General features: G+C 37.4%; 17 protein-coding genes and 1 pseudogene. 5 read left to right on the top strand and 13 right to left on the bottom strand.

From position 1 onward, the window contains the following. Positions 1 to 184: 184 nt before the first annotated feature. The gene (locus DIS06_RS03910; RefSeq protein WP_110111966.1) at positions 185 to 1,759 is read right to left on the bottom strand and encodes an N-acetylmuramoyl-L-alanine amidase family protein; all 1,575 of its coding nucleotides are present in this window, start codon (positions 1,757 to 1,759) and stop codon (positions 185 to 187) included. Positions 1,760 to 1,951: 192 nt separating this feature from the next. Between DIS06_RS03910 and DIS06_RS03905 the strand changes: the two genes are divergently transcribed. Then, positions 1,952 to 2,551, top strand: a complete 600-nt coding sequence (locus tag DIS06_RS03905; RefSeq protein WP_110111996.1) for a DNA-3-methyladenine glycosylase — start codon at positions 1,952 to 1,954, stop codon at positions 2,549 to 2,551. A 131-nt stretch (positions 2,552 to 2,682) separates the two neighbouring features. On the opposite strand, the gene DIS06_RS03900 is transcribed toward DIS06_RS03905, so the two are convergent. From DIS06_RS03900 to DIS06_RS03880, 5 genes are all read right to left on the bottom strand, one after another. Next, complete coding sequence (locus DIS06_RS03900; RefSeq protein WP_110111965.1) at positions 2,683 to 3,651, bottom strand: sugar phosphate isomerase/epimerase family protein; 969 nt, start codon at positions 3,649 to 3,651, stop codon at positions 2,683 to 2,685. Between the two features lie 14 nt (positions 3,652 to 3,665). Further along, positions 3,666 to 4,700, bottom strand: coding sequence for a Gfo/Idh/MocA family protein (locus DIS06_RS03895; RefSeq protein ID WP_110111964.1), 1,035 nt, complete (start codon positions 4,698 to 4,700; stop codon positions 3,666 to 3,668). Positions 4,701 to 4,717: 17 nt separating this feature from the next. After that, complete coding sequence (locus DIS06_RS03890; RefSeq protein ID WP_110111963.1) at positions 4,718 to 5,743, bottom strand: Gfo/Idh/MocA family protein; 1,026 nt, start codon at positions 5,741 to 5,743, stop codon at positions 4,718 to 4,720. 78 nt (positions 5,744 to 5,821) lie between these two features. After that, a complete protein-coding gene (locus DIS06_RS03885; protein WP_110111962.1) occupies positions 5,822 to 6,547 on the bottom strand; it encodes a ThuA domain-containing protein in 726 nt (241 codons plus the stop codon). A gap of 168 nt (positions 6,548 to 6,715) precedes the next feature. Further along, entirely contained in the window at positions 6,716 to 7,747 is a 1,032-nt protein-coding gene (locus tag DIS06_RS03880) for a LacI family DNA-binding transcriptional regulator (protein ID WP_110111961.1), read from the bottom strand. A gap of 192 nt (positions 7,748 to 7,939) precedes the next feature. Here DIS06_RS03880 and cls point away from each other — a divergent pair, with 192 nt between their 5' ends. Continuing rightward, positions 7,940 to 9,385: a cardiolipin synthase gene (gene cls, locus DIS06_RS03875; RefSeq protein ID WP_110111960.1), complete on the top strand. Its 1,446-nt coding sequence runs from the start codon at positions 7,940 to 7,942 to the stop codon at positions 9,383 to 9,385. Between the two features lie 133 nt (positions 9,386 to 9,518). Further along, positions 9,519 to 10,100: a cell wall hydrolase gene (locus DIS06_RS03870; RefSeq protein ID WP_110111959.1), complete on the top strand. Its 582-nt coding sequence runs from the start codon at positions 9,519 to 9,521 to the stop codon at positions 10,098 to 10,100. Between the two features lie 48 nt (positions 10,101 to 10,148). Here the strand turns inward: DIS06_RS03870 and DIS06_RS03865 are convergent, their stop codons facing one another. The 4 genes and pseudogenes from DIS06_RS03865 to DIS06_RS03850 form a co-directional block, all read right to left on the bottom strand. Further along, complete coding sequence (locus tag DIS06_RS03865; RefSeq protein ID WP_110111958.1) at positions 10,149 to 10,919, bottom strand: 3-hydroxyacyl-CoA dehydrogenase; 771 nt, start codon at positions 10,917 to 10,919, stop codon at positions 10,149 to 10,151. A gap of 14 nt (positions 10,920 to 10,933) precedes the next feature. Next, complete coding sequence (locus DIS06_RS03860; protein ID WP_110111957.1) at positions 10,934 to 12,085, bottom strand: thiolase family protein; 1,152 nt, start codon at positions 12,083 to 12,085, stop codon at positions 10,934 to 10,936. A 115-nt stretch (positions 12,086 to 12,200) separates the two neighbouring features. Then, positions 12,201 to 12,659 (bottom strand): annotated as a pseudogene (locus DIS06_RS03855) (acyl-CoA dehydrogenase family protein); the annotation flags it as partial. Between the two features lie 126 nt (positions 12,660 to 12,785). Continuing rightward, entirely contained in the window at positions 12,786 to 14,120 is a 1,335-nt protein-coding gene (locus DIS06_RS03850; RefSeq protein WP_110111955.1) for a sodium-dependent transporter, read from the bottom strand. 234 nt (positions 14,121 to 14,354) lie between these two features. On the opposite strand from DIS06_RS03850, the gene DIS06_RS03840 reads away from it, so the two are divergent. Beyond that, positions 14,355 to 15,200: an HAD family hydrolase gene (locus tag DIS06_RS03840; RefSeq protein WP_162595867.1), complete on the top strand. Its 846-nt coding sequence runs from the start codon at positions 14,355 to 14,357 to the stop codon at positions 15,198 to 15,200. 46 nt (positions 15,201 to 15,246) lie between these two features. On the opposite strand, the gene DIS06_RS20315 is transcribed toward DIS06_RS03840, so the two are convergent. From DIS06_RS20315 to DIS06_RS03830, 3 genes are all read right to left on the bottom strand, one after another. Further along, positions 15,247 to 15,423 (bottom strand): hypothetical protein, encoded by a 177-nt coding sequence (locus DIS06_RS20315; protein ID WP_204166745.1) that lies wholly within the window; start codon positions 15,421 to 15,423, stop codon positions 15,247 to 15,249. Between the two features lie 196 nt (positions 15,424 to 15,619). Further along, positions 15,620 to 16,366 carry a tryptophan-rich sensory protein gene (locus DIS06_RS03835; RefSeq protein ID WP_110111952.1) on the bottom strand — a complete coding sequence of 249 codons (747 nt, stop codon included), beginning with the start codon at positions 16,364 to 16,366 and terminating at the stop codon, positions 15,620 to 15,622. Positions 16,367 to 16,520: 154 nt separating this feature from the next. Continuing rightward, positions 16,521 to 17,897, bottom strand: a complete 1,377-nt coding sequence (locus DIS06_RS03830; RefSeq protein ID WP_110111951.1) for a sodium/glutamate symporter — start codon at positions 17,895 to 17,897, stop codon at positions 16,521 to 16,523. A gap of 396 nt (positions 17,898 to 18,293) precedes the next feature. On the opposite strand from DIS06_RS03830, the gene DIS06_RS03825 reads away from it, so the two are divergent. Next, on the top strand, positions 18,294 to 18,479 hold the full coding sequence (locus DIS06_RS03825) for a thiaminase II/PqqC family protein (RefSeq protein ID WP_110111995.1): 186 nt from the start codon (positions 18,294 to 18,296) through the stop codon (positions 18,477 to 18,479). Positions 18,480 to 18,515: the final 36 nt, after the last annotated feature.

Genomic DNA, 18,515 nt, shown 5'->3' with positions numbered 1-18,515 from the left:
CGCTGGCATTATCCAACAGGTTCAAACGGTCTACGACAGATTAGTCGTACTCTCAGCCAAATTCCATTAGCTCCCGATTTATACAATTGTTATTGATTAAAAGTCTACTCTTTTAAAAAAGAGATTTCAAGTTTTATGTATGTAACGTGTTCGAGTCTTTCATACATCATCTAAAATTCATCATTTACTGCTTTTCGTAATAAGCTAAAATGCCATTCACAATAGCTTGTGCATACAATTCACGTTGTGAAGCAAGTTTTTTTGCGTCTTCTTTATTCGTTACAAACCCGAGTTCAACAAGAACACTTGGCATATTTGTGTACTTAATTACTTGAAAGCCTGCACTCTTTACTTTTCGATCTTTCATTCCAACAAGGGATACGAGTTGTCGTTGAATTTCTTCTGCTAACTTTTTCCCTTCCTGACTTCTTGGATTGCGAGAAGAATCATAATATGTCTCTGCTCCTTGTGCATCTGGAGATGCCGCGTTCACGTGAACACTAATAAACAAATCTGCTTTATTTTTATTGGCTATATCTACTCGATCACCAAGTGTTGGGTACGTATCATTTGAACGAGTCATAATTACAGTTGCTCCAGCTGCTCGCAATTTCTTTTCTACATGATAAATGACGTCCATCGTCACATCTTTTTCAGAAATACCGTTTGCTACTGCACCAGGGTCCTTTCCACCATGACCAGCATCTAACACAATAGTTTCACCTTTTAATACTTCAGAAGAAACAGGTAAAGAAGGATTTGGTGTTGGAGTAACAGGACGACTTGTGGTCAAATATTGACTCGCCACCCACCCTACTTGGTTAGGTTTCAGTTGTATTTGTGTCCAACTTCCACTTGTTTTCACCACTTTAACTTCTGTTTGATTCGATAAAGATGTTAACACTTGACCATTAATACTCGGTACAGAGCGAACATTTAAAACACTTGCGTTAACAAATGCTACCTTCAATGATTCAGAAGGTTGAGTTGGTGTAGGACTTGTTTGTTTCTGATCGCCTAAATATTGACTCGCTACCCATCCAATTCGGTTATCACTCGTTTTAATTCGAGTCCAGTCTCCTTCGACTTTCAAAACATACACATCTGTATTCTTACTCAAGGACATTAAGATATTTCCTGTTGTGCTTGGTATAGAACGAACATTAAGAGAGCTTGCTTTTACAGTTTTCATCTCTTCATTGATCGTTGAGCCAGGAGTCGCTGGGGAAGAAGGTACAGGTTTGGCTGGTTGATTCGTAGCTGCTGTTAAGTATTGATTAGCTACCCATCCAGATTGATTACTGTTAGTGCGAACTTGTGACCAGTTTCCTTTCACTGAAAGAACAGTGACAGTCGTATTTTTTGGCAATTTTGTTACGATAGCTCCGCTTGTATTTGCTGTAGAGCGCACGTTTAACATACTTGCGTTAACAACAGCTGATGTAACAGAAGATTGGGTGGGCTTTTCCTTTACTTGGTCGACCTCTTGTTTCTTTATGTAACTAGAAGAAACCCAGCCCGTTTTACCTTCATAAAGCACATTTGACCAACCATCTTTTTCACTTTTAATTTCAATTTGAGTATTTTTATGTAGTTTCCCAATAATTGCCCCGTTTGTGCTAGGTACAGAGCGAAAATTTAGCGTATCAACCTTAACTGTTGCTTGTGTGACAGCCGCAGAAGAAGGCATTGCATTGATGATGAGAGAACTAAGCATTGCCGAACAGCATACGCCATATAGAAGTGATTTCTTAGCCATGTTAATACCTTCCTTTTTAAATTTTTCTTTTTTCAAACATGCAAGATAGACATTCGATATTATTCATATCGGTTATCTTAAAGAAAAATTGACATTATATTTGAATTTCGTCATGAAAAAGCTTTAAAGTTAACAATAAGATTGGAGAGTGATGATTAGGTGAAAAAAAGTTACTTACCTATCGATAAAGAAATGATTACACAACTGAAAGCTCCGACACCTCTTAGCCAAGAATTTTACAATCAACCAACGATTGAATTAGCTCAATCATTACTCGGTTGTCTTCTTGTAAAAGAAACAACAGAAGGGATAACGAGCGGATTCATCGTTGAAACAGAAGCATATATGGGACCTACGGATCGCGCTGCTCATAGCTATAATAATCGTCGTACAAAGCGCACTGAAATTATGTTTCATGAACCAGGTTACGTATATACATATGTGATGCATACACATTGCTTATTAAATGTTGTAAGCGGAGATATCAATCAACCTGAAGCAGTTTTAGTACGAGCTGTTCAACCTTTTTGTGGAAAAGATTTAATGATGAAAAGACGACAAACGACTGTTGAACGCAACTTAACAAGTGGCCCTGGTAAATTAACAAAAGCAATGGGTATTAGCATGGATGATTACGGAAAAACATTTTTCACACCTCCTCTATTTATTGCTAGTGGTGTGACACCTGAATCAATCTCTATAGGTCCTCGCATCGGCATTCCAAATACAGAGGAAGCAAAGGATTATCCTTGGCGCTTTTGGATTACAAATAATGCATTTGTATCGAGATAGAACAACTATTCAGAAAAACGTATAGTCAATTTTCGCTATTTCCTAACAAAATTCCTTTCTATTTCAGTAATTTGGCGACATATTTTTGTCACAATGCAAAAAAGTTCAGGGAGCAAACCCTGAACTTCTTTTTATACCCACCACATTTGTGAAGGTGATTCTTCAATTAAAACAGATTGAAGATTTGTTACAGCACGCTTAAATCCTTCTTCAATCGACATAATTGGATCTTCATGTTCAATGCTCACTACATAATCATATCCATATGTACGCAGTGCACTCATCATATCGGACCATTCCGTTAAGCTATGACCACATCCAACTGAGCGGAACGTCCACGCTCTAGTTTGAACACTGCCATATGGTTGCATGTCTGTTAACCCATACATGTTAATGTTTTCTTGATCAAGATACGTATCTTTTGCATGGAAATGGTGAATTGCATTTTCTTTTGCTAAAATCTTAATTGCCGCTACAGGATCAATTCCTTGCCACCATAAGTGACTTGGATCTAAGTTTGCACCAATTGCGTCACACGTTTCTTCACGTAGCTTTAATAACGTATATGGCGTATGAACAAGGAATCCTCCGTGAAGCTCAAGACCGATTTTTACATTATGTTCTTTCGCATAAGCTCCTACTTCTTTCCAATAAGGAATGAGCTTTTCTTCCCATTGCCACTTTAGCACATCGCCGTATTCGTTTGGCCAAGGTGTAACCGGCCAGTTTGGATATTTTGCGTCTTCATGATCGCCAGCTGTTCCTGAAAAGCAGTTAACAACTGGTACATCTAGTAGTGATGCTAGTTTAATGGTTTTTAATAATGTTTCATGAGATTGCTTGGCGAATTCTTTTTCTGGTGAAATAGGATTTCCGTGACAACTAAACGCACTAATAATTAAGTCACGCTCTTTTACTTTTTGAACATACTGTTGACGTGCCGTTTCATCTTCTAATAATAAATCTAAATCACAGTGATTATTCCCTGGGTAACAACCTGTTCCAATTTCGACTGCGTGTAACCCTGCCGCTTTTACTTTATCTAGCATTTCTTCAAACGACTTATCTGCAAATAAAACTGTGAATACTCCTAACTTCATCTCGGCCTCTCCCTTCAGTTTAACGCGATGGTTTCTACTGTTTCACTTTTTTCATAGATCTGATCAATGATGTTAGATACTTGAAGCGCTTCTTCTGGTTTGACAACAAGCTCTTCTCTACCTAAGCATGCATCGATAAAGTTTTTCGCCTGTGGTAATCCTGGATCATCTTCCCCTTGAATCCACGCTGCTTCACTATTTAAAAGCATGCCGTTTTTCGTTGTGTATAACTCGAATGGAAAAACACTAATTCCGCCTTCTGTACCAGAAATGCTGACATGCTCGGCGTCATCTTTTATATTTGCTGCCCACGATGTTTCTAGTAGCAGTGATGCGCCACCTTCAAACTTAATATAAGCGGTTACATGATCATCAACATCAAACGTTGCATGATCAAACTCTCCCCATTGATTCACTTGATTTGGTGTTTTACTTAACACGTTATACGTACTGCCACTTACTTCAACGTGTTTTGGATTCCCCATTAACCAAATCGCTAAATCTAGCAAATGACAGCCATAATCGATTAGGCTACCGCCACCTTGAAGAGATTTGTTTGTAAATACCCCCCACCCTGGTACTTTACGACGACGCAGCGCTTGGACACGTGTTACTAATGGTGCTCCGATGTCTTCTATCATCTTTTTCGCTGCTTGCGCTTCTTTCATAAAACGATAGTGATACGCAATAGCTAACACTTTATTCGCTTTCTTTGAAGCAGTAATCATCGCTTCACATTCATCCGTTGACAATGCCATTGGCTTTTCACAAAGAACATGAACACCTGCTTCAAATGCTGCAATCGTGATTTCTGCATGAAATTTATTTGGTGTACAAATACAAACAGCGTCTACTTCTTTAAATAAATCATGGTAGTCTTGAAAAACATGTTCAATTTGATTAGCTGCTGCTACTTCTTTTGCTCGCTCAACATCTACATCACTAACAGCTGTAATTGCGCAAAACGCATCTAAACGTTGAAACGCTGGAATATGGCGGCCTGTCGCAATGCCACCAACCCCAATGATCCCAATACGAAGTTTACTCATGAAGTCACCTCCATTACTTATACACGTGTAATTTGTTTTGTGTCGCTTGATTTTAATGCTGCTAAAATAACAGCCAGTGATTTCATACCTTCTTCACCTGTAATTAACGGTTCTTTACCTGTTAAAACAGATTCGACAAAGTGATTAACAACTTGAGAACTACTTTGCCCCCCTTCATCATTCGATTGAATCTTTCCAAGCTCATAGTTTACAACTTCACCAGTTGCATATTGAACAACTAATGAATACGTCGGATGATCTTCAAGACGAAGAATGGCTTTTTCTCCATAGATAATCGTTGAATTGTCCTCTTTTGCCGTGTATGCCCAGCTTGCAGCTAATGTTCCGACAATTCCGCTTTCCGTTTTTAAAACGCATACCGCATTGTCATCAACGTCTGCAAAATCTTTTGCACTTGTTTCAACGAATGCACCTACTTCAGTAATTTCTTCTCCTAATAAATAACGAAGTAAGTCTGTTTTATGAACACCTAAGTCACCCATTGCTCCAATAAATGCTTGCTCTTTACGAAAGAACCAGCTGTCTTTTCCATCCACACTCCAGCCTTCTGGTCCAGGATGACCGAATGCTGTACGGAAGCTGTATAACTTTCCGATTTCTCCACTTTCAATTAATTGACGAGCTTTTTGGTGTGAAGAAACAAAACGTTGGTTATGTGCAATCATTAGCTTTTTACCACTTTTCTTTGCTGCTTCAATCATGGCATCAGCTTCTTCTTGAGATGTCGCCATTGGCTTTTCACATAATACGTGGATTCCTGCTTCTAACGCGGCAATTGAGATTGGTGCGTGTAAATAGTTCGGTGTACATACACTCACGACGTCCACTTCACCACTTGCTAATAATTCCTCATAGCTTGTATACGCTTTCGCTTCATATTGTTCAGCAATTTCATTCACACGTGCTTCGTTAAGGTCACAAACCGCTACAATCTCTACGTTTTTATTTGCTTTGTATTCTGGTAAATGACGATATTGGGCAATACTTCCGCAACCAATTACTCCAACTTTTAATCTTGTCATAAAAACCTCTCCCTTTTCTTTTGTTCAACATGTGGTAGAAATGAGTGCAAGCTCGGCTTCTTACACTCATTCACTGCATTAGTTTTTTACTGCAATTTTTTCTAATGGTTGTGCATTTCCGTATACTGGGCGTTTACGATTAACTGGCTGTGCCCACTTTACACTGTTAATAATGACACGTTGTACTTCTTTATTGTGGTACGTTGGATACGTCTCATGACCTGGACGGAAATAGAATACTTTTCCGTTCCCACGTTTATATGTGCAACCACTGCGGAAGATTTCTCCACCTTCAAACCAACTTGTAAAAACAAGCTCATCTGGAGCAGGGATATCGAAGTGCTCTCCATACATCTCTTCTTTTTCTAACTCGATATATTCTCCAATGCCTTCTGCAATTGGATGACTTGGATCAACGACCCAAATGCGCTCTTTTTCATCTGCTTCGCGCCATTTTAAATCACAACTTGTTCCCATTAATGTTTTGAAGATTTTTGAAAAGTGACCTGAGTGAAGAACAATTAAACCCATCCCATCAAGAACACGTTGTTGTACTTTTTGAACGATTTCATCTTGCACTTCATCGTGCGCTAGATGTCCCCACCATACAAGAACATCTGTCTCTGCTAGTACATCGTCTGTTAAACCATGTTCTGGTTCATCTAACGTAGCTGTTTTTGCGTCAAAACCTTCTTCTGTTAAAAACTGTGCAATCGCACCGTGAATACCTTCAGGATAAATCTCTCTTACAACTGGATTCTTTTGCTCATGTCGATTTTCATTCCATACTGTTACTTTTACCATGGTTGTCACCTATCCTTTTTTATTGTAAAGACCGCTTTTCATCGATTTGCTGTGTGAGAGCAGATTAAACTTACAAACAATAACTCTATCGAAAGGAGTCGTTATTAAAATCACAATCTAGTCTTAATAATTATTTGAGTGAACCGGTTAACCTCTCGTAAAAGAGAGTCATCCACGATTGGATGTTGAGTCCCTTTTTACGATTTCAACTGGTAAGTTGATTCGTGCTAACGTTTGCATTTTTCCTTCGATAGCTTGAATTAATGTTTCAGCTGATACAACACCTTTTTTAAAAACATCTTGTCTTACCGTTGTTAAACTTGGCGTTGAGTAACTACTGATTGTTAAATCATCGAATCCCACAATTGAATAATCATGCGGCACTTGTTTTCCGTGCTCGTTTAACGCCTTGATGATTCCGAGGGCTAAAATGTCAGATGTAGCAAACACAGCTGTTAACGTATCCTTAAGTGCTAACACCTTTTCCCCCATCTTATAGCCATTTTCAAACGAGCTGTCATGCCCTTCAAATATTAATTCCTTGTTTATTGACTTATTTGCTTCTGCCAATGCTTTTTTGTAGCCTGTAAAGCGTTTTGCATCAACAGGACTATTTGTTAAGCGATGAGCAACGAATGCAATTGATTCATGTCCTAATTGAAGCAAATGCTTTGTCGCTAAGTAGCCGCCTAATTCATCATCAACATGAATGTTGTGATAATGTTTTGCGTACTCTTCATACGTGTCAATTAATACGATCGGTGTAGGTAACGCTTTCATTTCCTTATATAAATTCTCCGAAAACGTTCCTAAAAATAGCAGTCCGTCTAAGTTACGTTTTGTGATCCAGTTTTTACAGTCTTCTGGATTTCCTGCGCCTGAAATTAAAATATCATATCCATTTTTACGAGATATGTATTCAATTCCACTAATCACTTCACTATAATAGTGATTTTCCTTAAAAATTGTAGCAAGTGAATCGTCTACTAACGGAAGCATAACACCAATCATATTTGATTTTCGCTTTGATAAACTAATCGCTGTAAAATTCGGCTGATAATTCAGTTCTTTAACCGCTTCCAAAACTCGAGATTTGGTTTCATCTGATACTTTTTTTACGCCATTTAAGACGTATGAAACGGTCGCAGGTGACACACCAGCGTATTTTGCTACATCACGGATTGTTATTTTTTGATTCATGTCTCCTCCGGTTAAACGGTTAACTTAATACAAGTTGATTATATATAATTATGATTCATTGGTCAACAAAAAATGTAAGCGTTCTCGATATTTTTTATATTCATCGTGAAATCGGTCCAAATTTTGGCTTATGAAATAAACCTGCATTATAATAAAGAAGCAGTTCAGTTTTTCGTCAAAGGAGTTTATTTTGTGAATGTTGTAACCATTTTATTACTTTTCTTATTTATTCTTAATATGATACTCGCTATTACACTCATTTTTTTAGAAAGGCGCAGTATTAGTACGACATGGGCATGGCTTATGGTTCTTTATTTTATTCCTGTTTTAGGATTCATCCTTTATTTAATTTTCGGTCAAAATTTAAGCAAACAGAAAATTTTTACATGGGATCAAAGAAGTTATCTTTCATTACGTGAATCTGTTTCTACCCAAACAGAACTTTTAAGGAACCAACAATTCTCCTTTACTAACAAAAGTGCTGAACGATACAGAGACTTAGTATTTATGCATTTAATTCACAATGAAGCCGTTCTCACTCAAAATAATGAGCTAGAGATTTTCACAGATGGACATGACAAATTCAACGCTCTCCTTCAAGATATTGAGCAAGCAACTCACCATATTCATCTTGTCTATTATATTATTCGATCTGATGAATTAGGAAAAAGGCTTGTAAATATGCTTGTTCAAAAAGCAAAAGAAGGTGTTAAAGTTAAAGTACTATACGATGACATGGGGTCAAGAAAATTCAAGCGAAAACTTATTAAACAGTTGAAGCAAGCTGGGGTTGATGCAGCGCCTTTCTTTCCTTCTAAGTTTCCGCTTTTTAATTTACGTATTAATTACCGCAACCATCGTAAGCTCGTTATTATCGATGGAAAAATCGGATATATCGGAGGCTTCAACATTGGAGATGAATATTTAGGATTAAACCCAAAGTTTGGATATTGGCGTGATACGCATTTAAAAGTGACTGGAATGGCTGTTCATTATATTCAATCGCGCTTTATACTCGATTGGAACCACGCCTCTGCTTCCTTAATTGAATACCATCAAGACTATTATCCAACCATTTCATCGATTGGCAAAGTAGGCATGCAAATTGTATCAAGCGGTCCTGATTCTGAGGAAGAACAAATTAAAAATGGATACATGAAAATGATTTTAGCGGCTAAGAGCTATGTATACATTCAAACTCCTTATTTCATTCCTGATGATAGTTTATTAGATGTCCTAAAGATTGCGGCACTTTCTGGTGTTGACGTTCGAATTATGATTCCGAACAAACCTGATCATCCGTTTGTGTATTGGGCAACTTATTCACACATTGGAGAATTACTAAAGGTTGGGGCGAAAGTTTATATTTACGAAAAAGGATTTATGCATGCTAAAACGATTGTAGTCGATGGCCAAATTGCATCTGTCGGAACAGCTAACATTGATATGAGAAGTTTTCGCTTGAATTTTGAAGTCAATGCATTTCTTTACGACTCAACTGTGACTAAAAACCTTACAACTATTTTTGAAGACGACATGAAGAATTCAACACTTTTAACACAGGAAGCGTATGAGCAGCGTCGATTGCTGATTCGTTTCAAAGAATCGATATCAAGGTTGTTATCTCCCATTCTCTAGTTACATCTGTTTTGCGTGAGGAAATCATATCCTATCGTTCCACATTTTAAGCAATGACATCCTACTTTACAGCTGTTAACCTGTATTCATGCGCTCAACAAAACAGCTTAAAAGCTATAGGAGGTTTTTCTAGATGCTTAAGAAAATGTTAATGGTAGGTGCACTTGTAGTTCCAATGGTTGGAATGCAACAAACAGCTAGTGCAGAAGGTACTACACACGTTGTAAAAGAAGGCGAGTCTCTTTACAAGATTGGTATGGAATATGGCGTATCTGTAACGGAGTTAAAAGAGGCTAACGATAAAGATGGAAATGCCGTTTCAGTCAATGAGACATTAACAATTCCAACAACAATTAGTGATAATGAAAAAGACTTATTAGCACGCTTAGTACAAGCCGAAGCTGAAGGCGAATCATACGCAGGTAAAGTAGCCGTTGCTTCTGTTGTTTTAAATCGTGTCGAAAGTGATCAATTCCCTAATTCCATTCATTCTGTTATTCATCAAGATGGTGGTATTCAATTTACACCTGTAGCAAATGGTCAAATTAATAAACCAGCAAGTGAAGAAGCAAAGAAAGCTGTCGATGAAGCACTTGCATTTAAAGGATTAGGTAACGGTTCATTATTCTTCTTTAATCCTAATAAAACAGGCGATCAATGGTTACGTCAAAAAGAAGTAACGACCACAATTGGTGATCACGTATTTGCAAAATAAAAAGCTAAACAAAGAAGAAGGCTGCCTGAAAAGGTAGCCTTCTTCTTATTATTTCGGTTGAAAACGAACTGCTCCATCAAGACGGATAACTTCTCCATTTAACATCGGATTTTCAATAATGCTTTCAACAAGCATTGCGTACTCATTAGGCTGACCTAAACGAGATGGAAATGGGACCATTTCACCAAGAGCTGCTCGTGCTTTTTCTGATAATGTGGCAAACATCGGCGTTTCAAATAGTCCCGGCGCAATGGACATATTGCGAATACCAAAGCAGGCAAGTTCTCTTGCAATTGGTAACGTCATTCCAACCACTCCGCCTTTTGAAGCACTATATGCAGCTTGTCCAATTTGCCCTTCATATGCTGCAACGGATGCTGTATTGATGATAACGCCCCGCTCACCATATTCATTTAATTCATTGTGACTCATCATATCTGAAGCGAGACGAATCACATTAAAGGTTCCAACTAAATTAACTTGAATCACTTTATTAAAAAGAGATAAGTCATGGGGCTCATCTTTATTTACTACTTTCTTTGCAACAGCGACACCTGCGCAATTAACCAAAACATTAACATAATCAAACCGCTCTTTTACTTTTTCTAACCCTTTTTTTACATCTTCTTCGTTCGTTACGTCGACTTTCACAAACAGAACGTGATCACTACCTAACTCCTCGACAAGCTTTTTTCCTCGTTCTTCCGACAAGTCGAAAATAGCTGCTTTGGCTCCGCTACCTACAAGTTTCCTAATCGTTCCTTCTCCTAAACCTGAACTACCACCTGTAACAATCGCTATACATTTGTTTATGTCCATTTTTCTCTTCCCCTTTAATCTAGTCGTTGAATAATTGTTGCATTTGCCATCCCATGTCCTTCACAAATCGCTTGTAATCCATACGTTCCACCTGTTCGTTCTAATTCATGAAGCAGAGTAACCATCACGCGTGCTCCACTCGCTCCTAACGGATGACCAAGTGCAATTGCACCTCCGTTGACATTCAATTTCTCTGGATTGGCCTTTAACTCTTCTAGCCACGATAGTGGTACAGGAGCAAACGCTTCGTTTACTTCATATAAATCGATGTCATCAATGGTTAAGCCCGCTTTTTTTAACGCTTTTTCAGTCGCTGGAATAGGTCCCGTTAACATAAGTTCTGGATCCGAACCTACAACCGTTCGCGTAACAATTTTAAAGCGCGGCTTTACTCCTAGCTCTTCTGCTTTTTCTTTTGACATTAATAATAAAGCAGCGGCTCCATCACTAATTTGACTCGCATTCCCTGGGTGAATTTTACCGTCTTCTAAAAAAACTGGTTGTAACGAGTTTAATTTTTCGATTGATGTCTGTTTATGAGGACCTTCATCTACTTTCAATACCGTTTTTGACCCATCCGGCAATGTAATTTCTAAAGGCATAATCTCACGCTCAAATCGACCTTCTTCTTGTGCTTGTATCGCTCTCATATGGCTAATGAATGAATACTCATCCAGTTTTTCTCGCGTAAACCCCCATTTTTCAGCAATTTTTTCTGCTGATATCCCTTGATTAAACACACCAAAGCGTTTTGTTAGCTTTTCATTCCACGTTGCTCCTTTTAAGTTTGAAAACATCGGAACTCGAGACATACTCTCAACACCAGCTGCGACAACAACATCCATATCTCCACTTAAAATAGCTTGAGCTGCGAAATGAACGGCTTGTTGACTCGATCCACATTGACGATCAATGGTTGTACCTGGCACTTCAATTGGATAGCCTGCTAGCAAAGCTGCCACTCGCGCGATGTCTCCAGCTTGCTCACCTACTTGTGAGACACACCCCATAATGACGTCATCAATATGGATAGGGTCAATACTGGCACGCTTCACGACTTCACGTAATACTTCTGCAGCTAAATCATCTGGTCGAACACTACTTAATGCTCCACCTTTTCTCCCCATTGGTGTTCGTACTGCTTCAACAATCACAACTTCTCTCATTTTGTCATCCCCTTATTTTTTATTAAAAGAGTGACAAATTAGCCACCCTCTTGTTCTGTTTAAACTTCTACGTTAAACGTATACGTTGCATCTGTCATACTTACATCTACATATTTTCTCCGTTTATAATATAATGGTCGCCGTCTTTAACTGCTGTCGTTTTTAAATTGGCTAGATCTGATCCTGTTCCTGGTTCTGTCATCGCAATCGCCGTAATTATGTTACCGCTTACAAAATTAGGTAACCACTTTTGTTTTTGTTCTTCTGTTCCGTATGAAGCTAAATATGGAACAACAATGTCATTATGTAACCCTACCCCTACTAAACTCGAACCTACCCTTTCTAATTCTTCGTTTAGTACAACTGAATAAGCAAAATCGGCATTGAAACCACCGTATCGTTCATCTATCCACGGGCAAAGAAACCCTTCTTTTCCTAATTTCAACCAAAAGCTTTTTGGAATCATTCGGTTCTCTTCCCACTCGTCATAATAAGGCGCTGCTTCTTTTTCTAGAAACTTGCGTAACGATTTCCTGAAGATATGATACTCTTCTTTTATATAGGTAGCAGCCATATACTCTCTCCCTTAATAAATAAATGAAAATTCTGATTATAATTAGTATAATTAGTATAAAGAAACTTGTCCATTTAGAACAAGTCTTTTCTAAAAAAAAACACTTGGGGTGAAAATCCAAGTGTTTTAATAAGAGCGTAACAAATTAATAAAGACGATCACAATAATAATAGGAAGAACATACTTCACTAAAAGTAACCATAATTCAAACCATTTATTTGAGATTGCTCCACCTGCCATAAATTCGTTGTGAAGCACTTCTCTTTTCATTTTAAACGATAAAAAGATGGCAATCGCTAAACTTCCAAGTGGCAACATCACATTACTTACAAAAAAGTCTGCCACATCAAATAGATTTCGCCCTCCAAGTGAAACGTCTCCTAACACACCAAATGATAATGCAGATGGAATACCAACAATAAAGACCATTACACCTGATAACCATGAATAACGAACACGCTTATGTTGTTGATCTTTCGCTAATGACGCGACAATAATTTCAAGAAGCGAAAAAGCAGACGTTAAAGTTGCGAATAAAAACAAGACTAAAAACAGTGATAAAAAAAACGTTCCAAATGGTATTTGCTCAAATACCGCTGGTAATACAACAAATAATAATCCAGGTCCTTCTGTTGGCTCTAATCCAAGCGAAAACACAGCTGGAAAAATCGCAAGTCCTGCCAATAACGAAACAAATAAGTTCAAAAATGCAATAGAACTAGCAGACTTTGTTAAGCTAACTTCTTTGCCTAAGTAAGAGCTGTATGTGACCATACATGAAAGTCCAACACATAATGCAAAGAACGATTGACCTAATGCATATAAGATAGACGATGCTGTCACTTCTGAAAAGTCCGGCTTTAAGAAAAACAACAACCCTTCCGTTGCATTTTCTAATGTTAGTGATCGGCCTACAATAATTAAAAATGAAATAAATAAAAGTGGCATCATATATTTATTAGCACGTTCAATTCCATTTTGTATCCCTTTTGAGACAACCAATACAGTCATCAGTAAAAAAAGAGCCTGTGCACTTAACACAATCAGAGGATTTCCAATCACGGTATCAAAGAGTGGCCCATATGATTGACCCATTAATTGACCACTTAAGCTCATCAACGCGTAAACGAGTACCCAGCCACCGACAACACTATAAAAGGATAAGAGTACTAAACAGCTTACAACCCCGATTCGTCCAATCCATACCCAATTCGAATTAGGAGCAATGCTTTTGTACGCACTAATCGCTTCTTTTCCTGTACTTCGACCAATTACAAATTCAGCAAGTAAAAGTGGCATTCCAATGAATAAAGTAAACAAAATAAATAAGAAAAAGAATGCTCCACCACCACTCGTTCCTGTTACATACGGAAACTTCCAAATTGCACCTAGACCGATTGCAGCTCCGGCTGATGCTAAAATAAAACCAAATCGCGAGGACCATTGGTTTGAATGATTCATATAACGTCCCCTTTCTCTTTCACGACATGTTTAGTAATGTACCACAATTCGACAAAAAAATCATGTATTCTGTTATTTTTATATGATTTTTGGTTTAATTCCACACTATTTTCATGGATTCCTTCTCTTTCCACTACGAAAGCATTCCATTTTTCTGAAATTATGAGGTTTGCTATTATTTTTGTAAACGAATCATATATATAGGACATCCACTTACAAGAAAGGATGAATTCTATGTTTACGAATGATATTCAAGTCATTGTATTTGATTTAGATGGTACTCTGTATGAAGACACACACCACTTTGATTACTATGCAGCTCAATTAGAAGAAAAAGTGCCATCTCGCTATCGATTTATGTATCGAAAAGATTACGAAGACGTGCTTTCTAGCAAACACACGTTACGCATCGGATGTGTTTATGATGTAAAGAATGATCTTATTCTTTTTATTCAAAATAAGAAAGTAGACCGTGTGTATCGTTGGAACGGCAGTCGTTTATCTCAACAAAGCCTCCAGAAATTATATCCTACTTCTATCATAATTAATTTAGATGACATGTTAAGTATCGGAGATTTGTGGTGGGTTCCCTCTTCTATTGCTCGTCATTACGGTGTATCAAACGATGAATCATATGAAGCTTTTTTAAATACGAGAGACTACATGATGAGTGAACAATTTCAATTAAACCGAATACAAGGATTAAAAGAATTGCTCGAAACCATTTCCTCAAAGTGTAAACTGGTTCTATTAACAAACAGTCCAGAACGTGATAGTGAAGTCATTTTATCTAAATTAGGGCTAGCGCATGTTTTTCATAAAAAAATCTTTATGGGAAAGAAGCCAATGATGACTGGAGAACGCTTTAAAGAAATTTGTCGTGAATTCAATGTGAGCTATCCAAACCTATTAAGCATAGGAGATAATTTAGTAAACGAAATTGCTCCTGCAAAAGAATTAGGGTGCTCCACAATCTATATTGACCCTTTTCATATCGGCAACGAAACGAGTGCTGATGTAACCGTTGAACGAATGACAGACGCCATTCATTTATTAGAAGACTATTTCAAACAAAAGTAAAAAACTGAGCTAAGTGAACTTAGTCCTTTTAACTCAGCCTCATACCTTAAAGAAATGTAGACTCACCATCTCCACGTGCTTCTTTTTCTGATAAAATTTCAATGTGGTCATGTCCTTCTTTTTCAATCTGTAATTTCACTCGTTCTGCGGTTTCACAGTTAGGACATGTAACTTGTTTATACTCTAAATGATCTCGGTCTGTATATGCGACTACATATGTCACTGCTACCACCTCCACTTTTGATCTTTAAAGGTCTATAGCCTTTGTTCGATTGCTCTAAACATAAGAAAAGACTTCATAAAAAAAGAGAGGAGGCTGTCTATGAATATCCTGTCGTTTATCCCGGTTATTGCTCCTATTGGTATTCTCATTTGCTTAATTGGTTTTACATCTACTTTTATTAAGCAAGACTAGACGATTATGTTGTCCGAAACTTTCTGACTAATTGAACTAGCACACCAAGTACAAGTAAAACAATTGCGATGATACTCGTTGTGACAATTAGTTGATTATCACTTTGTTTCGTCAAAATGGCAACAAACGCCCATACAAACACAAGTGAGTAAGCATTATCTTGTTGCTTAAGTGTGAAAACAACACCTAAAATGGCTCCAATGATGAGCATGATGACTGCCCATATTTGTTCGCTTAACCCAAACAAGGACTCGATACCATTCGCTTCAAAAATAACAAATACATTTACAATCGTTGCTACTGAAATCCACCCAATGTACACAGAGATAGGAAACCTCATAAACCATGTTGAATAAGTGGAGCGTTGAATAATTGTATAGATGATGATAAGTGTAAGCAAAATACCCAGCATAACAAAAATAGAGGCATTAAAATACTCATACTGAAAAATAATGACCCATATACTATTTAATAACGCATTTAAAAAGAACCAACCACCAATCTTTCGATAAACTTCTTTTTGATCATCACGTGTGAAAAATTGACGAGCTACCCAGATTGTTAGCAATAAATAAATGAATCCCCAAATTGCAAACGCATAACCTGCTGGAGTAAATAACGTGGACACTTTATCAGACACTTCTCCTGTTGTTTGACCACCTATAGGCAATGCATTTGCTAAATAATTGACCGTTAACACAATTACTAGACCAATGATGTTTAAGATCGTAAAGATACGAAAACGGCTCACGGATGTTCTCTCCTTTCACAACTTTAGATTTTTAGCTTTTCGTTTATACATACCTCGTATGTGAATTTGTTATGCAAGTTTTACAAAATTAAGGGACAAAGTAGGAGGAATGTACACAAAAAAGCCCACTGTCTAATGACAGTGAGCCTTCCTTCTATTTGGAACCTATTTCTTCTGTAGATGAACTTCCTACTTTACCACTTTTAGGTTGAACCCATCCTTTTGCTACAGCAAGTAGATACAGTCCAATGCTAATACCTAATGTGATAACAACGAACAACCAATGTTGTCCTGTAGCAATCATCACCGGTGCAAATGTAACAATCGCAATTTCAACAGGTGCAACCGGAATGTAGGCAAGTGCATAATCATCAAGAGTCTTACTTTCCCCTTCAGGATCGGCAATACGAAGTAGCGCAATTCCCATCGCCATCGTACCGGTGATCCAACCCCAAGTAAAGATTCCTCGCTCAAACCAAATGTTACCGAAGAACTTACCTGACAGTACACGGAATACAAACCAAGCAAATAGTAAACCAAATACTAATAAAAGAAGTAATGGTACAAGATAACTCGCTACGGCAGATAAACTAATAGATGCAATTCCAAACGCAACAAGTAAATCCGTTGAGCTACCACTAATACGATTTACTGTATCTTTATCAATGTATTGATCACTTTTTGTCTTAACCATAATTGATTTCACAGCTAAACCTACTAAAAATGCTAGTGAGAATGCTGGAATTGTTACATCTGGTAAAAATGATTGTCCTAATTCGCTTAAATAGTAACCACCTAACGCGATAGCTACAACTAGTGATAAGTGTAACACAAGCGGGTCAATTGCAATTGAAGATACGGTATCAGGTTTACTGCTTTTACGCTTAGCTTCTGGAACTAATCCAGTTCGTAGTTCTGATGGTAAATCTTCAAATCTTGTAATATAGTTTGTTTGACCTTTTTTTGAATAATACTTAATAAACGCTAAACCGACCACAATAGAGCAAATAACTCCAACTGTTGCTGATGTCATTGCTAATGATAATGCATCATCCCAACCTTGCTTCGCAAACGCATCACCAACTGCCGCTGCAGTACCGTGACCACCTACAAAGCCTGCCGCTAGTAACAAGCCGAAGCCTAAGTTTAAGTCTCCCCAAACGTTATTTAAAATTAGCAGTCCGAATAATAATCCGATTCCCCACATGGCTAACATAATCATTTGAGAATAAGACCACATGCTTCCTACTCGCCCTGCAATCTCTTTCCATTTAACATTTTGCGTCGCAATCGGTAACGCACCAAAAATAACGGCAATTAAAATCCCCGGGTACGTCCCTATTTGATCTGTAAATGGTATAATTCCTATCCCATTAGGTCCAAGTGCCAAAGCTAAAATCCCTGCTATAATACTCGCTGGTAAAAATAAATTTTGCACCCACCTGACCTTTGCTCGAATAATCGTTCCTACTAAAAGTAGTAACGCGATGAATCCTACATCAATAAACATATCCCATGCTGACAAATTCATCTAATCAACCTCCTAATTTGTTCTAATTCATAGTATCCTCATCGGTTTAGTGGTCTATTAAATTGAAAAAATTGAAAAATCATATTTAAGGACAATATTTTGTGCTTGAATGACCTATAAAAACAAATTGTCTAAATAGAATTTTTCAAATTTTAACTTATAAAATGTTTTTTTAGAATAGGATATTTCTAATTCAACTATCTCACATTATACACACTTTTTCATACTTTTGCACATTTCGACACGAATCGTAATAAATCCGTAATACTTATTTACAATCAAAATAACGGCTCAGACCTTATAAACACTGACATCAAGATGTTCTATAAAGATTTTTAAACAACTTCATTTAAAATATTAATCGCTCTCTATTGACTAACTAGAACACCCTTAGATATTATTGCTTTTTTATTTCCTTGTCCATGGACCTATTTAGAGATTGGTCAACGTTTAATCAAAGAAATCAACCCTGATTCTACTCATCTGTTTTACGAATGGATTACATTTTATGGTGCTGATAGAGTTAACCATTTCACCCAGTGGTATTGCCGTAAACTAGATGAACTATATATAAATGATTAACATTTCCAACTTCCTATGCTTAAACCGTTTTATCCT

Origin of the sequence: Bacillus sp. CGMCC 1.16541, assembly GCF_003184905.1 — a bacterium.
GTDB lineage: Bacteria > Bacillota > Bacilli > Bacillales > Bacillaceae_H > Priestia.
This window is presented reverse-complemented; position numbering and strand designations above follow the sequence as displayed.

Coding starts and splice junctions, on each gene's coding strand:
- DIS06_RS03910 (WP_110111966.1), bottom strand. CDS start 1,759: ATGGCTAAGAAATCACTTCTATATGGCGTATGCTGTTCGGCAATGCTT.
- DIS06_RS03905 (WP_110111996.1), top strand. CDS start 1,952: ATGATTACACAACTGAAAGCTCCGACACCTCTTAGCCAAGAATTTTAC.
- DIS06_RS03900 (WP_110111965.1), bottom strand. CDS start 3,651: ATGAAGTTAGGAGTATTCACAGTTTTATTTGCAGATAAGTCGTTTGAA.
- DIS06_RS03895 (WP_110111964.1), bottom strand. CDS start 4,700: ATGAGTAAACTTCGTATTGGGATCATTGGGGTTGGTGGCATTGCGACA.
- DIS06_RS03890 (WP_110111963.1), bottom strand. CDS start 5,743: ATGACAAGATTAAAAGTTGGAGTAATTGGTTGCGGAAGTATTGCCCAA.
- DIS06_RS03885 (WP_110111962.1), bottom strand. CDS start 6,547: ATGGTAAAAGTAACAGTATGGAATGAAAATCGACATGAGCAAAAGAAT.
- DIS06_RS03880 (WP_110111961.1), bottom strand. CDS start 7,747: ATGAATCAAAAAATAACAATCCGTGATGTAGCAAAATACGCTGGTGTG.
- DIS06_RS03870 (WP_110111959.1), top strand. CDS start 9,519: ATGCTTAAGAAAATGTTAATGGTAGGTGCACTTGTAGTTCCAATGGTT.
- DIS06_RS03865 (WP_110111958.1), bottom strand. CDS start 10,919: ATGGACATAAACAAATGTATAGCGATTGTTACAGGTGGTAGTTCAGGT.
- DIS06_RS03860 (WP_110111957.1), bottom strand. CDS start 12,085: ATGAGAGAAGTTGTGATTGTTGAAGCAGTACGAACACCAATGGGGAGA.
- DIS06_RS03850 (WP_110111955.1), bottom strand. CDS start 14,120: ATGAATCATTCAAACCAATGGTCCTCGCGATTTGGTTTTATTTTAGCA.
- DIS06_RS03840 (WP_162595867.1), top strand. CDS start 14,355: ATGTTTACGAATGATATTCAAGTCATTGTATTTGATTTAGATGGTACT.
- DIS06_RS03830 (WP_110111951.1), bottom strand. CDS start 17,897: ATGAATTTGTCAGCATGGGATATGTTTATTGATGTAGGATTCATCGCG.